This is a genomic window from Thomasclavelia sp. (genome assembly GCF_047249845.1).
Taxonomy (GTDB): Bacteria; Bacillota_I; Bacilli_A; order Erysipelotrichales; family Coprobacillaceae; genus Thomasclavelia.
The window spans coordinates 29,626-43,587 of the sequence record NZ_JBKTWO010000026.1 but is presented as its reverse complement, the minus strand read 5'-3'; the positions used below and the strand labels follow the sequence as shown (position 1 = coordinate 43,587).

Below are 13,962 nucleotides of genomic sequence, written 5' to 3'. Positions count from 1 at the left end.
ATATAACTATAAGTTTTAATATTTCTTTTTTTTAATATTGAGGCTGGATGGATACCATATATAAATATGTTGTTGTCAGGATTATTATTCTATTTAGGAATTAGACTTATTAAAAATATAAATAATATATTTAAATATACTTATTATTCTGCTTTTTTGTTTTTAATTATTAATATGATTGATTTAGCGTTTTATGCGCCACTTTTTATAATAACCATATTTGTTGGAATTATAAGAATATTTTTAATGGTTTATGGGTTTAAAAGACTTTTAAATGATAATTATCATGTTAATAGATTTCTTTTAATTTATTAGTATATTTAATTTTCTTTATTGCTTATACAGAAGGATTACAAACATAATTATTTTTAATTATAACTTCAGTAATATTTTTTATTTTTAAAATTAAACAATTGCTTATGATAAAAAAAGATGTTCTTAAAATTAAGAATTTAGGGTTTACAGATATTAAGATTAATGCATTGAGCTTTAGAATACTACATTTTTTAGTTAATGTTTCTTTATGTGTAGTAATAGCAACTGTATGTGCTACTATGTATTGCCAATATGATTTAGATAAAAAAGATATAATATTTAATAAAGAAAATCCATTAGATTATAAAAGTTTTATCAGTTATAATGATGATAAAGAGAAGTTAGCAAAAGTACAAATATATCTATTTAAAGAACAAAATCGATATTATAATTATATTGTTATCAGTGAGAGAGAAGATGATATTTATTATCAGGAATTGTATATCAGCAATATGATTTATAATATACAATTTTAGCGATTTTACATATGATATAGCTTATCTGAATCCTTTAAATAATAGAATATATAAATCTGAACAATTATTAAAAGCAAATGATGAATATTTTAATGGTGATGGAACTTATTTTGGAAACAATAATTCTAAAAAGTGTATTATTTCAACTCAATATAAAGTAGAATCTGAGGTTGAAAAAGGACGGGGTTATAGTATTTTTATTAGAATGGATAGTGGTATAGTATCTTCTTTTCCATTTAATAATAAAAAATTTGAAAATAGAAATTCTTTTTCAATTATGATAGTTGATGAAAAATTAGGAGTATCATTATAATGTGTAATAAAAAAGGAGAGTAGGCTAATGGTAAAAAGATGTAGCTGGGTAGATGAAAAGTCAGATATTTATAAAGATTATCATGATCATGAATGGGGAATACCAGTTTATGATGATGAAAAGTTATATGAAATGTTTTTATTAGAAACATTTCAGGCAGGACTATCCTGGATAACTATTTTAAAAAAACGTGAGGCTTTTAAAGAAGCATTTGATAATTTTGATGTTATTATGATTGCTGATTATGATCAAAGAAAGATAGAAGAATTATTAAATAATAAGAAAATAATAAGAAATAAGCTTAAAATTGGTGCAGCAATAAATAACGCTAAGATTTTTATGAAAATTCAAGATGAGTTTGGTAGTTTCTCAAAGTATTTATGGGGATTTAATAATCATCAAATTATAAGAAATACTGATAATATTTTAAAAACAACTTCTAAATTATCAGATGAAATTTCTAATGATTTGAAAAAAAGAGGAATGAGTTTTGTGGGATCAGTAACAATATATTCTTATCTACAAGCAGTTGGAATAGTTAATGATCATGAGAAAGATTGTTTTTGTTATAATAAATAATATGTAATTAATAAAAGTGGGGAATATTTATGTGTGGACGGTATTTTTTAGAATTAAAAGCACTAATAGAATTAGAAAAACGTATTGATTATGAATTCGAGCGTGAGTTATTAACTGCTAAAGACTATTATCCTGGCAATGAGGTACCTATTATAGTAAGTCAAGATAGTGGATTAAATTTAAAAAGAATAAAATGGGGTTTTAAAACATTTGATAATAAATTGGTTATTAATGCTCGAAGTGAAACGTTATTAAAAAAAGCCATGTTTAAAAATGAAGTTCTTATTAATCGTTGTATTATTCCTGCTAGTGGTTTTTATGAATGGGATCAGCATAAACATAAAATTACGTTTATTAATGAAGAAAATCAAATTATGTTATTGGCTGGAATTTACCGAATTATTGAAGGTCAGATGGAAATGGCAATTATAACTACATCAGCCAATGAAAGTATGAGATTAATACATCGGCGAATGCCACTGGTTTTAACTGATGAGCAGATGAAATCGTGGTTAAGTAAAGATAGTTTTAAAGGTGTTTTAAAAGTTAAGCCATCACAGTTGAAGATATCTGCAGGTATTTTACAAACTAGGCTATTTTAAATTTTACAAGTATTTATGCATTTTATTTGTGATTAGTTTCTATAAACGATATACTTTATTTGTAAATATTAGATGACAATATTGTAGGATATAATTTTAATTAATTTTAGGGCTATAACTATGAAGTTGTAAGACAAATAGTTATAGCCTTTTAATATAAGTTAATTAAAATTAATGGAAGAGGTGATTAACTATTGTAAATCAAGCGATTTATAAAAAATTTATATATAGATATCAAATAACGCCAAAAAGGAGTTTTTCAACTCCAAAAAAATTATTAGCGACAACTGTTGATTATTATTTTAATAATTTGAAATCAAAATCCATATCGTTTTTTTCTAGATGAAAAATGATACGGATAAGTTTTCTGGCAACATGAGTCTGTGCAACTCGCCAGTGTTTTCCTTCTTTGATTGATAGTCATATATAACAGGATTGTTTAATGCAAAAGTATCTACAACATTCGTGATAATTTGACGAAGATGAGAAGGGCTATGTTTTACTATGTGACCTTTGAAATTATCTTGTCCAAACTCATTTCTGGATGATTCCTGCATACGCAAGTATCTGGTTATGATTCATATAATTATGAACTTCACCAAATTCAGCATATATTCCCGCAGCGGATACTTCAGAAATTCCTTTGATTGTATGTATATGACGATATTCTTTGATGATTCTAGCTTCAATATCTTTTATTTTAGCATTAATATTTTTGTAAATTTAAAGCAAGGTGCTAAGTTCAAAAAGATAAATCTCATCAGTAGTACCAACAGTATTTTTAGCTAAATCCTTTAAAGACATAAAGCGTGGATAAGAGTCTTAATTTTCTTTTCATTTTATCATATGAATCTGTATTTATTCTTGAAATTTTCTCAGGAGAACCATAGTTTTCAAGTATATAAATACAGGTACTGGAAGAAAGCTTATTATTAAAGAAAGATTTATATTCAGGGAAAATAATATCCAGGACAACAGTTAGTTTGACAAGGGAATCACGCAATCTGGATAATGATTTCAAAGTCTGAATGTAATATGACAGGTTCGAAATAGGCTTGTAATCAACGGTCGTAAGATAACGAGAAATCAAAACAGAATCGATCTTATCAGTTTTAGTTTTCCTAAGAGTTGAGGCTTTGGAAAATTGTTTGATTAAAAAAGGATTAATCTTCATAAAGACAAAATTGCAGGATTTGAGGAATTGTTCAAGGTTGTTTCCGTAATGACCAGTGGCTTCACCATTATGATCATGAATGAAACAGACGTGCTTGTATTTGGCAATATGATACCAATAAAATAAGTCATAAAAAAGCCTCCAGAAAATAATTTGCACTGTCAATAAGGCCGCAAGGTTCTTCTTCATGTATTCAAGTTGGTCATAAAGCATCGAGTGCTAATTAACTTAATCAACAATTTGAAAAAGAACTGTGGCAGGTATCACCTCTAAACAGTCAAGCTGTAGAAAAATAGGAACAAATCCACAGTGCTAATAAAATTATATCATCATTGGCCCTGGATGATATAAATGTGTATAAGGCCAGAAAGGAGAATACTCAACTTAGTGACCTAAATTGAGTATACGTGATAAAATGAAAGAGATTAAAATAACTGATATTAAAGGTATTCAAATTGGTCAAGCAGAAAACCAGGAAGCTGGTACTGGATGTACTGTAATCATTTGCAAAAAAGGAGCAACTGCAGGAGTTGATGTTCGTGGGGGTGGTCCGGCTACTCGTGAAACTGATTTACTAAATCCAATCAACATGGTTCAACAAGTCAATGCTGTTATGCTTAGTGGCGGTAGTGCTTTTGGACTAGATGCTGCTAGCGGTGCTATGCAATATTTAGAAGAACATAATTGTGGTTTTGATATGGAAGTTGCTCATGTTCCTATTGTTTGTGGTGCTTCTTTATTTGATTTAACCGTTGGTGATCCTAAAATTCGGCCTAATAAAGAAATGGGTTACTTAGCATGTTTAAACAGTGAAAAAAAAGAACCAATTAAAGAAGGAAATTATGGAGCGGGATGTGGAGCTAGTGTTGGTAAGATCATGGGACCCCAATATGCAATGAAAGGAGGTATTGGTACCAGTGCAATACAAATCAACGATATCCAGGTAGGCGCTATTGTTGCGGTAAATGCCTGTGGAAATGTCATTGATTATAAAACTAATGAACAACTTGCAGGTATTTATGATCACCAACGCAAATGTATTGTTCCTGCTGATGAAGTGATTTATAAACAAATAGAAGCAATCCGGGAATTACCAAGTGGCAATACTACTATTGGTTGTGTTATTACTAATGTTAAATTAGATAAAGCTCAGTGTACAAAGATTGCTGGTATTGCTCATAATGGCTACGCTCGAGCAATTTTACCAGTTCATACAATGAGTGATGGTGATACTATTTTTGTTTTAAGCACCAATGAAGTTGAGATTATGCCTGATGCAGTTGGTATTTTAGCAACCGAAATGATTGCTAAAGCAATTAATAATGCAATCAAAGCTGCAGATAGTAGCTTTGGTCTAAAATCATATAAAGAATTGCATAAATAATAATTATTATAATTGGCATAAATTATATTTTGTACTATAATCATATCGTCAAACCATATAGACAAGATATTTTCAAGAGATCAAAAATGACTCTTAGAAAATGGGAAAATATGGCTAGACACTCAAAATAAACATCACATCTATATAGAGTGATAGTAGGAGGAAAATATGAGATCTAAAAAAACACAGCACATGGCTTTCATGGCAATGTTCCTTGCTATTGAAGTCATACTTGTTGTAACACCATTAGGATATATTCCTATTGGACCCCTTAGTGCCACAACAATGCACATACCTGTAATTATTGCAGGAATTACATTAGGTAAAAGGGCAGGAGCTCAATTAGGATTTGTATTTGGGCTCACTAGTTTAATTCGAGCAACGATTCAACCAGGAATTACATCATTTTGCTTTTCTCCATTTGTAACAGTAGGTAATATCAGTGGCAATTGGTCAAGTGTTTTAATTGCTCTTGTACCTAGAATTATACTTGGATATTTAGCTGGGGTGACATTTGTATTTTTAAAAAGTAAATTTAATAATGAAAATGTTGCTATTATTTCTAGCGCTTTAGTTGGATCAATCACTAATACTATTCTTGTTTTAGGAGGCATTTATTTTTTCTTTGGTAAAGCTTATGCTGATGCTATTAATATTGCATACAATTCACTAATAGTAATGTTGTTGGGGGTTGTTACAACTAACGGAATAATAGAAGCCATAATTGGAGCTATAGTAACGTTACTAGCATATAAAGCAATTAAACCTATGGCAACTAAATAATAATTTAATCCTGTGTTGAATACAGGATTTTTTATATAATAAAAGACTCTTTAGCAGAGTCTTTATACGATTTTTTTAGAAAAGAGTGATTTAATCCCTCTTTTTATGATATCCAAAAAACTAAGAGAACGAACAAGGTTTTCGGATGCCACATATTTATTAACTGCCCGTAGTAAAGCTTTATTGTCACGTGAAGAGAATATAAACTTACCATTTTTCTTTGTGACAACTGCAAAGCGAGGAATCCATTTACCTTTAAACATAACAGATGCCATAACATAGTCAACTTCTTCCCAAGGAATTTGAATATAATCTCTAATATTTTTATCATTATAAAATTCAAAAGCATTATCACCTACCATGACATTACCATAATTTGCTAAGCCTAGATAAGAAGTTGCCTTAATTGTTAAATCCACCTTTGTATTTAAAGATTGCACCATATGAATTCTCCTTTACATTTTAAAATTATAATTATACTACATTATCCCACCAAGACGTGCAAGAATACCTACAGCAAATAGTGCTACGATAATGACGATTGGTGAAACTTTCTTTTTTAATAACCAACAACATAATAATGTTAATAATAATGCAGATAATCCTGGAATAAGCTGATCTAAGTTTTGTTGTAGAGTTGTAACTTTTTCAGCATTTAATCCACTTGCCCCTAAAGAACTATACTGTTCTAGAGCTGATTTAATACCTTCTACCCCAGAAGGTATTTTACTCCAATCAATAAATGCACCATCAGCTTGAGTAACAGTAGAAACGATTGGTGTAAATGTAATACTTACCCAACGCTGAACTAAAGATCCAATAATAAACATCCCAAGAATTGATGCCCCTTGTGTGATTTTTCCTAGTAAACCACCTGATAAGTCTTGAGCAATAGAGGTACCAACTTTATAACCAAATTCTTGTGTATACCATAGAAATGCCATACGAATAATATTCCATGCAAAGAAAAACAATAATGGTCCAACAATATTTCCACTCAAGGCTAAAGAGGCTCCAAGAGCTCCTAATATTGGTCTAAGAGTAAACCAGAATACTGGATCACCTACACCAGCTAAAGGACCCATCATTCCGACCTTAACACCTTGAATTGCGGTATCATTAATATCGGCACCATTAGCTCTTTCTTCTTCTAATGCTAATGTAACTCCCATAACAGGGGCTGATACATAAGGATGAGTATTATAGAACTCTAAATGTCTTTTTAAAGCTGATACTCGATCCTCTTTATTTGAATATAACTTTTTAATAGCTGGAATAATCGAATAACACCAACCACCATTTTGCATACGTTCATAGTTCCAAGAACCTTGAAGGAACTGATGACGCCAAGCAACTGCAATACGATCTTTTTTTGATAATTTAATTTTTTCTGCCATTGTTTCTTTCCTCCTCCAAGATTTTAATAATCATTTAATATGTCTCCTAATGGATCACCAGTACCTGAGCCGTTTCCTCCATTAGAACCACCATTTTCTTTTAATCCTAAGTATATTAACGCTAAAGCAACACCAATTGCACCTAATGCAATTAAAGTTAATTCGCCAATTGCTGCTAAAACAAACCCTAGAGCAAAGAATGGCCAAGTTTCTCTTGTAGACATCATATTAATAACCATTGCATAACCTACTGCAGCTACCATTCCACCACCTACAGTCATACCACCAGATAACCAAGCTGGCATTTGGTTTAATGCGTTAGTAACTACTGAGGCTGGTACAACACAAAGTGCGGCTGCAGGAATAGCACTACGTACACCTTGTAATAAGATTGCTAAAATTTGCCACATTTCAATAGCACGAATATTACCCTTTTCAGCAGCACTATCCATGAAATGAACCATTGGGATCGTAATAGTACGACAAATCATTGTTAAGAATAAACCAGCAACAGATAAAGGTACTGCAACTGCAATTGCTGTTGAAATCGCTGTTTGTACATCAGTTGTTCCACCTTCTAAACCAAGAACCATAATAATGGCTGATGCTACTGATGCTAACGCTGCATCTGGTGCAACTGCTGCACCAACATTTGCCCAACCAAGAGCAATCATTTGAAGTGAACCACCTAGAATAATTCCTTCTGATAAGTGACCACTTACTAAACCAATTAAAGTACATGCCACTAGCGGCTGATGAAATTGAAATTCATCCAATATTCCTTCCATCCCAGCTAGCAAGGCAATTATAACAATTAAAATTATTGTAATTATAGACATTATAATTCCTCCCTTTTCTAACCCTTATTTAATTCGGCTTTTGCCTTTTTAAGAAGATTATCAATATTTTCATTAGAATCACTTGGTACCTTACGTACATTAAACACAATTCCTTTAGTCTTAAGTTTTTCAATTGTTTCTACATCATCTTTATCCATAGCAATTGCTTTATTAACAACTACTTTACCAATTGAATGAGCCATAGAACCGATATTTAATTCTTTAATATCAACTCCACCCTCAACTGCCCGAAGTGCATCTTGCGGTGTTTCAAATAACAACATTGCTTTTGTATTACCAAAGCGTGGGTCTTTAGCAACCTGAATCATTTTATCAATTGGGACAACGTTAGCCTTTACACCCGGTGGAGCAGCTTGTTCAATCATCTTCTTACGTAAATTATCACGTGATACTGAATCAGATACAACAATAATTCGATTAGGTTGTGTTGTTTTTGTCCAAGTTGTTGCTACTTGTCCATGTAATAGTCGTGTATCTACACGTGCCAAAACATACTTGATATGTCCATCACCAATTACAGTACCTTCTGGAATAGCACCTTGTGATTGACTTTTTTGCTCTGTAACAACTTCATTTTTCTTTGGTTCTAATGATTCTGGACGAGTCTTAACGCCCTCTCTAGAAACCTCTGTGATATGTGTTGCAATTTCATGAGCAGATTCCATAGATAAACGTGAAGCATATGCCTCAATTAACATAGGTAAATTTAAACCGGTTACGATTGCCCATTTATCTTCATGACCATCAATTAAGCCATTAGCTTGATTAAATGGTGTTCCACCCCATAAATCAACCATAAACAATACTTCATCTTGGTTTTCAAAGCTAGCAATAGCTTTTTCCATCTTTGCTCTAAGATCATCTGGTCCTTCACTTGGCTGTAATGTAACTGCTACTACATTTGCTTGGTCACCAAAAATCATTGATCCGGATTGCAAAATTCCATTTGCGAATTCACCATGACTAGCAAGAATAATTCCTACCATTATAATTTCCTCCCTTTCTTTTAAATACTTAATAATGCAAAAAAGCAGACATAACTATTTCTAAATATAAGATATTTAATCTAAAAAACATTAAAATCTTTTATTAAAATAGTTATTGCCTGCCTAACAGTTACACACTATAAAGTATTCAATTTGCACAATCATAATATCATTTATAATAAGCATCTGTCAAGAACTGATTAAAAAATTTATTGTTTCAAAATATAATTACTGAATATTAGATAATATTCTTTCTAAATGTAACGCTAGATAACCAACTTCACACTCTGGCAACTCTTTTTTCAAAACCTTAGATAATGCTTTACACATATTACATGCTTGTTCATATGCAAAAGGAAACTTATCTTTAGTAAATTCACTAATATCCATTTGTAACTTCTCATTAGAATTTACTCTCAATATTAAAAACTTGATATGATTCATTAATCTAACATAAGAAATTGATTGAACATCAATTACTATATTTAAATCCTTTTGTAATTTAATGATCCCCTCATGAATTACTCGTGTTGCTTCCATTGATTCAGCTACTTGATTAGATGAAATTGCAGAATGGATATGCAGTGTTATAAATCCCACTTCATCTTCATTAATTGTTTTAGATACAAATTTTTTTATTACATCACGCCCCATTAAAGCAACTTCATATTCATCTGGAAATAATAATCTTATATCATTAATAAATGGATTTGAAGGCATAATATTTTCTTCCATCCGTTTAATTGCAAAATATATATGATCAGCTAATGGTAATAAAATATCATTATCAACTTTTCCAAATTTTTGGATTGCAAGCTTTATTATCTCAGATGCTATCTCTAAATAGATTGGATCTATATAATTAATAATATCATTGGATTTTCTATTATCATTATATCCTTTTTGCATTAAATATTTTTTAGCATTCCTTGGTATTTCAAAACGGTCATTAGCTTTTTTTGCAAAACCAATTCCCTTATACATTATAATAACTTCTTCATTTTCGTTATTAGCTAAAATAGTGTTATTATTTAATACCTTGACAACCGTATACATATTATATTTCCCTCTCTTAATTAACTAAGTATCTTTAAAATTGTAACCCCTCTTTTCATTTCTCCATAATTTTTTTCAATCTTTAAACCATCTTCCATTTTAGTAATTACCAAAACGATTTGATCACTAGTTGCATTTTCTTGAATATACTCTAAATCAGCATTTAATATCAAATCTCCCTTATTAATTCTTTGATTGATTTTAACTAACACATCAAATCCCCTACCATTTAAATTAACTGTATTAGTTCCAAAATGTAATAATAATTCACATCCATTATCTAGCCTTATCCCTACTGCATGTTTTGTTGGATAAATCATTGTTACTACACCATTACAAGGTGACACAATTAATCCATTATATGGCTTAATTATAACCCCATCACCCATAAGTTTATGTGAAAATATCTGATCACATGATGATTCTATTGGCATTACTTCTCCATCTACAACATTTCCCAACTCTATACATGATTGATTATACACTATTTCCTCTTTATATTCATCATATTCCACAGGTACATTTAACAAATATTCATCTAATTTAGTTTTTATAGATGATGCCTTTGGTCCATAAATTATTTGTACACTATTACCTTGTGTGACTATTGCTGCAGCTCCAGATTGTTTCAATAAACCCTCGTTTAGTTTTGTATTATCATTAATTGTAGCCCGTAATCTAGTAATACAACAATCTAAATCATTAAAATTATCTCTTCCTCCTAATCCTCTGATAATAAGTTGTGATTGTTTATCAATGATATTTTTATTATCACCTAAATTAGGTTTTTTAAAAACTAATAATTTATTATTAGAATCTCTACCTGGTGTCTTTAAATCAAATTTTTTAATTAAATATTTAAAACTAAAATAATATAGGAAAAAATATATTATTCCAATTGGAATCACTAATATCCAATTTGTTTTACTATTACCCTGAAGTACTCCAAAAACAATAAAGTCAATTAATCCCCCAGAAAAAGTCAAACCTATTGCTATATTAAATATATGAGCAATCATATAAGCACTTCCCGCCAATAAAACTTGAACCCCAAATAATAAAGGAGCTGCAAATAAAAATGAAAACTCAATAGGCTCAGTAATTCCTGTTAAAATGCTAGTTAAAGCAGCTGAAAGAAAGAGACTGCCTATGGCTTTTTTCATCTCTGGTTTAGCTGTATGATACATTGCTAAAGCCGCACCAGGAAGACCAAATATCATAAAAATAAATTCACCTGTGAAATATTTAGTAGCTTCGCTACTAAAATGTAATATATTGGGATCTGCTAGTTGGGCAAAAAATATATTTTGTCCTCCATATACCATAACATCATTTACAACCATAGATCCTCCAATAGCAGTTTGCCAGAATGGTAAATAAAATACATGATGTAAGCCAAAAGGTACTAATAATCTTTTTATAACTCCATAAACAAAAGTACCAAAATATCCCGATGTAGAAACAAATTTTCCTAATACAAAAATTGCATTTTGGATAAATGGCCATATATAAAACATTAATATTCCTACAAATAAAAAAGCTATTGTAGATATAATTGGAATAAAACGTTCTCCTTCAAAAAAAGATAAAACACTAGGTAACTGAATTTGATAAAATCGATTATGTAAAAAGCTGACTCCCAAACCAACTATTATTCCACCAAATACCCCCATCTCTAACGAGAGTATCCCACAAATAGATGTAATAGTTCCATCTAATACATTTGAGCTAACTACTTGATTATCTATAATTGCACCACTTAACGTTAACATACCGTTAATAGTTGTATGCATTACAAAAAATGCAATAACAGCAGAAATAACCGCTACTTCTTTTGCTTTTTTTGCCATTCCTAAGGCTACTGCAGCAGCAAAGATAATAGGCAGGTTATTAAAAAAAGCACTTCCTACCTTAGTTAAAATAGTTAAAAAATCATTTAAAAATGTCCCCTTCCCTAAAACTGCTTCTAAATGTAATGTAGAAATTGTTGTACTACTAGTTAACGAACTCCCAATACCTAAAAATAAACCTGCAATCGGTAATACCGCGATTGGTAACATAAAGCTACGCCCAATTCTTTGTAAAACACTAAAGATTTTTGCTTTCATGCTGACCTCCATTCAATATATCTATAATTATTGATTTAAAAATACCTCTAGCTTATTACATTTATAATAGTCAGCTAGCACAGTTTATGTCAACAAAAATTATTGGTAATGTAAAAAATAGAGGCAATAAATTTTTGCCTCAATTTCACTAATATTATCTACCTTATATTAAAATCCAACCAGATTTCATATTTTAATTGCTGGCTTACCATACTTTTTACAATAAATATATCCAGCAATCCCAACAACTACAAAAGCAATCGAAACTAACTGTGCAGTTCTTAATCCCATTACATATAAGCTATCTGTTCTTAGACCCTCTATAAAAAATCTAAAAATTCCATACCAAATAAAATAACTAAAGAATTGTTCTCCCTGTTTAGTTTGAATTTTACGAATCACAAAATAAATAATTAAAAACCCCACTATATTAGCTAATGACTCATATAAAAAGGTAGGATGATAATACTGTCCATTTATATGCATTCCCTCAATTATAAAGTTTGGTAAATGTAGTGATTGTAAAAAATCTAAACTTACCGGTCCACCAAAAGCTTCTTGATTAAAAAAGTTTCCCCATCGACCTAGTGCCTGTGCAATCAATACACCTGGCATGATTGCATCAGCAGCAACCATAAAATCTATTTTATGCTTTTTAAAATACCACCAGCTAAATACTAATCCAACAAATATACCACCCTGAATTGCTAATCCACCATGTCTAAACATGATAATTTCAATTGGATTATTTGCATAGAGTTCATTCCACATAAAAATAACATACCAAATTCTAGCTCCAATTACCCCAGTAATCATTAATCCAAAGAAATAATCAGATAAAACCTCTTTATCAAGGCCCATTTTTTTAAAATTATATTGGCCTATTTTATAAGCTATAACAGCTCCAGTAATAATGCAGATTGCATACCATGCAATTGAAAACGAACCAATTTGTATAAATGTCTTACCATCAGGAAAAAAAGTCATATTTTACCCCTTATTTTTATCAATATTTTTTAAAATTCGATCAACAAACTCTTTACTAGAATCAACACCATATTCTCGTAACCGCATATTCATAACCGCAGCTTCAATAATCACTGACATACTTCGTCCGCTTGATACTGGTACAACAATCTTTGGAATCTTAACTCCTAAAATTTCTTCTGTAGAATCATTTTCTTCTACCCCAACTCGAGTATATTCACGTGAGGGTACCCAACGATCTAATTGAATTATTAAATCTACTTTATCTTTATCTAAAATCGAACTAATACCAAACATTTTAGAAACATCAATTACCCCAATACCACGAATTTCTAATAAATTAGTAAGTACTTCAGGAGCTTTTCCCACAATACTTTGACCTAAATGATATAATTCTACAGCATCATCTGCAACAAGTAAGTGTCCTCTTTTTACTAATTCTAGTGCTATTTCAGATTTTCCTATTCCACTATCGCCTTTAATAATAACACCTTTTCCATAAATATTCAAAAATACTCCATGTATTAATGTCTCCGGAGCTAAAGCTTCATCAAGAATATTAGTTAACTCGATTGAAACTCTACCTGTTGCAGATTCAGTTACAAAGATTGGAAAATCTTTTTTTCTAGCTATTTCGATTAAGATAGCTGGACATTCATTTCCTTTAGCAATAATTATGCATGGTACTTCATCATTAATTAAGAAAGGAAAGATTTCACGTTGTCTTTCTTCAGACATTTCATTAATAAACGCTGATTCTTTATCACCAAAAATGATTATTCGACGAAAATCACTATGTTTAAAAAAACCTGCTAATTCAAATCCTGGTCGATTTATTTCAGCTACATAAATTGGTCTTTCTAATGCTTTTTCATCACCAGTAACTTGAACATAATGGTCTTTGTTTAATATTTCACCAATTGTAATTGACTTTGGCATTAC

15 protein-coding genes are annotated in these 13,962 nt (G+C 30.5%); 5 read left to right on the top strand and 10 right to left on the bottom strand.

What is annotated here, in order from left to right; all coding sequences use genetic code 11:
- Nucleotides 1-419 precede the first annotated feature (419 nt).
- From ACLR9T_RS08180 to ACLR9T_RS08170, 3 genes are all read left to right on the top strand, one after another.
- Entirely contained in the window at nucleotides 420-791 is a 372-nt protein-coding gene (locus ACLR9T_RS08180; protein WP_413109050.1) for a hypothetical protein, read from the top strand.
- A 340-nt stretch (nucleotides 792-1,131) separates the two neighbouring features.
- Nucleotides 1,132-1,683 carry a DNA-3-methyladenine glycosylase I gene (locus tag ACLR9T_RS08175; protein WP_413109049.1) on the top strand — a complete coding sequence of 184 codons (552 nt, stop codon included), beginning with the start codon at nucleotides 1,132-1,134 and terminating at the stop codon, nucleotides 1,681-1,683.
- A gap of 29 nt (nucleotides 1,684-1,712) precedes the next feature.
- The gene (locus tag ACLR9T_RS08170; RefSeq protein WP_413109048.1) at nucleotides 1,713-2,285 is read left to right on the top strand and encodes an SOS response-associated peptidase; all 573 of its coding nucleotides are present in this window, start codon (nucleotides 1,713-1,715) and stop codon (nucleotides 2,283-2,285) included.
- A gap of 534 nt (nucleotides 2,286-2,819) precedes the next feature.
- Here the strand turns inward: ACLR9T_RS08170 and ACLR9T_RS08165 are convergent.
- Together ACLR9T_RS08165 and ACLR9T_RS08160 are read right to left on the bottom strand one after the other, a co-directional pair.
- A complete protein-coding gene (locus ACLR9T_RS08165; RefSeq protein WP_413109052.1) occupies nucleotides 2,820-2,942 on the bottom strand; it encodes a transposase in 123 nt (40 codons plus the stop codon).
- Between the two features lie 124 nt (nucleotides 2,943-3,066).
- Nucleotides 3,067-3,648 (bottom strand): IS110 family transposase, encoded by a 582-nt coding sequence (locus ACLR9T_RS08160; RefSeq protein WP_413109051.1) that lies wholly within the window; start codon nucleotides 3,646-3,648, stop codon nucleotides 3,067-3,069.
- A gap of 226 nt (nucleotides 3,649-3,874) precedes the next feature.
- On the opposite strand from ACLR9T_RS08160, the gene ACLR9T_RS08155 reads away from it, so the two are divergent.
- Together ACLR9T_RS08155 and ACLR9T_RS08150 are read left to right on the top strand one after the other, a co-directional pair.
- Nucleotides 3,875-4,843, top strand: a complete 969-nt coding sequence (locus tag ACLR9T_RS08155) for a P1 family peptidase (RefSeq protein ID WP_413109047.1) — start codon at nucleotides 3,875-3,877, stop codon at nucleotides 4,841-4,843.
- A gap of 168 nt (nucleotides 4,844-5,011) precedes the next feature.
- Nucleotides 5,012-5,626 (top strand): ECF transporter S component, encoded by a 615-nt coding sequence (locus ACLR9T_RS08150; RefSeq protein WP_413109046.1) that lies wholly within the window; start codon nucleotides 5,012-5,014, stop codon nucleotides 5,624-5,626.
- A 62-nt stretch (nucleotides 5,627-5,688) separates the two neighbouring features.
- Here ACLR9T_RS08150 and ACLR9T_RS08145 read toward each other — a convergent pair whose 3' ends face one another.
- The 8 genes from ACLR9T_RS08145 to hprK form a co-directional block, all read right to left on the bottom strand.
- On the bottom strand, nucleotides 5,689-6,069 hold the full coding sequence (locus tag ACLR9T_RS08145; protein WP_413109045.1) for a DUF956 family protein: 381 nt from the start codon (nucleotides 6,067-6,069) through the stop codon (nucleotides 5,689-5,691).
- A 36-nt stretch (nucleotides 6,070-6,105) separates the two neighbouring features.
- Nucleotides 6,106-7,023, bottom strand: a complete 918-nt coding sequence (locus tag ACLR9T_RS08140; protein WP_413109044.1) for a PTS system mannose/fructose/sorbose family transporter subunit IID — start codon at nucleotides 7,021-7,023, stop codon at nucleotides 6,106-6,108.
- A gap of 23 nt (nucleotides 7,024-7,046) precedes the next feature.
- A complete protein-coding gene (locus tag ACLR9T_RS08135; RefSeq protein ID WP_413109043.1) occupies nucleotides 7,047-7,862 on the bottom strand; it encodes a PTS mannose/fructose/sorbose transporter subunit IIC in 816 nt (271 codons plus the stop codon).
- Nucleotides 7,863-7,879: 17 nt separating this feature from the next.
- Nucleotides 7,880-8,869 carry a mannose/fructose/sorbose PTS transporter subunit IIA gene (locus ACLR9T_RS08130; RefSeq protein WP_413109042.1) on the bottom strand — a complete coding sequence of 330 codons (990 nt, stop codon included), beginning with the start codon at nucleotides 8,867-8,869 and terminating at the stop codon, nucleotides 7,880-7,882.
- 228 nt (nucleotides 8,870-9,097) lie between these two features.
- Nucleotides 9,098-9,925, bottom strand: coding sequence for a PRD domain-containing protein (locus ACLR9T_RS08125; protein ID WP_413109041.1), 828 nt, complete (start codon nucleotides 9,923-9,925; stop codon nucleotides 9,098-9,100).
- 20 nt (nucleotides 9,926-9,945) lie between these two features.
- Nucleotides 9,946-12,033: a glucose PTS transporter subunit IIA gene (locus ACLR9T_RS08120; protein WP_413109040.1), complete on the bottom strand. Its 2,088-nt coding sequence runs from the start codon at nucleotides 12,031-12,033 to the stop codon at nucleotides 9,946-9,948.
- 186 nt (nucleotides 12,034-12,219) lie between these two features.
- Nucleotides 12,220-13,020 carry a prolipoprotein diacylglyceryl transferase gene (gene lgt, locus ACLR9T_RS08115; protein WP_413109039.1) on the bottom strand — a complete coding sequence of 267 codons (801 nt, stop codon included), beginning with the start codon at nucleotides 13,018-13,020 and terminating at the stop codon, nucleotides 12,220-12,222.
- A gap of 3 nt (nucleotides 13,021-13,023) precedes the next feature.
- Nucleotides 13,024-13,959 (bottom strand): HPr(Ser) kinase/phosphatase, encoded by a 936-nt coding sequence (gene hprK / locus ACLR9T_RS08110; protein ID WP_413109038.1) that lies wholly within the window; start codon nucleotides 13,957-13,959, stop codon nucleotides 13,024-13,026.
- Nucleotides 13,960-13,962 lie beyond the last annotated feature (3 nt).

Excerpts from the sequence above, each read along its gene's own strand:
- hprK (WP_413109038.1), bottom strand. The coding sequence starts at position 13,959 with ATGCCAAAGTCAATTACAATTGGTGAAATATTAAACAAAGACCATTAT.
- ACLR9T_RS08140 (WP_413109044.1), bottom strand. The coding sequence starts at position 7,023 with ATGGCAGAAAAAATTAAATTATCAAAAAAAGATCGTATTGCAGTTGCT.
- ACLR9T_RS08150 (WP_413109046.1), top strand. The coding sequence starts at position 5,012 with ATGAGATCTAAAAAAACACAGCACATGGCTTTCATGGCAATGTTCCTT.
- ACLR9T_RS08125 (WP_413109041.1), bottom strand. The coding sequence starts at position 9,925 with ATGTATACGGTTGTCAAGGTATTAAATAATAACACTATTTTAGCTAAT.
- ACLR9T_RS08170 (WP_413109048.1), top strand. The coding sequence starts at position 1,713 with ATGTGTGGACGGTATTTTTTAGAATTAAAAGCACTAATAGAATTAGAA.
- ACLR9T_RS08145 (WP_413109045.1), bottom strand. The coding sequence starts at position 6,069 with ATGGTGCAATCTTTAAATACAAAGGTGGATTTAACAATTAAGGCAACT.
- ACLR9T_RS08180 (WP_413109050.1), top strand. The coding sequence starts at position 420 with ATGATAAAAAAAGATGTTCTTAAAATTAAGAATTTAGGGTTTACAGAT.
- ACLR9T_RS08175 (WP_413109049.1), top strand. The coding sequence starts at position 1,132 with ATGGTAAAAAGATGTAGCTGGGTAGATGAAAAGTCAGATATTTATAAA.
- ACLR9T_RS08135 (WP_413109043.1), bottom strand. The coding sequence starts at position 7,862 with ATGTCTATAATTACAATAATTTTAATTGTTATAATTGCCTTGCTAGCT.
- ACLR9T_RS08120 (WP_413109040.1), bottom strand. The coding sequence starts at position 12,033 with ATGAAAGCAAAAATCTTTAGTGTTTTACAAAGAATTGGGCGTAGCTTT.
- ACLR9T_RS08155 (WP_413109047.1), top strand. The coding sequence starts at position 3,875 with ATGAAAGAGATTAAAATAACTGATATTAAAGGTATTCAAATTGGTCAA.
- lgt (WP_413109039.1), bottom strand. The coding sequence starts at position 13,020 with ATGACTTTTTTTCCTGATGGTAAGACATTTATACAAATTGGTTCGTTT.
- ACLR9T_RS08160 (WP_413109051.1), bottom strand. The coding sequence starts at position 3,648 with ATGAAGAAGAACCTTGCGGCCTTATTGACAGTGCAAATTATTTTCTGG.
- ACLR9T_RS08130 (WP_413109042.1), bottom strand. The coding sequence starts at position 8,869 with ATGGTAGGAATTATTCTTGCTAGTCATGGTGAATTCGCAAATGGAATT.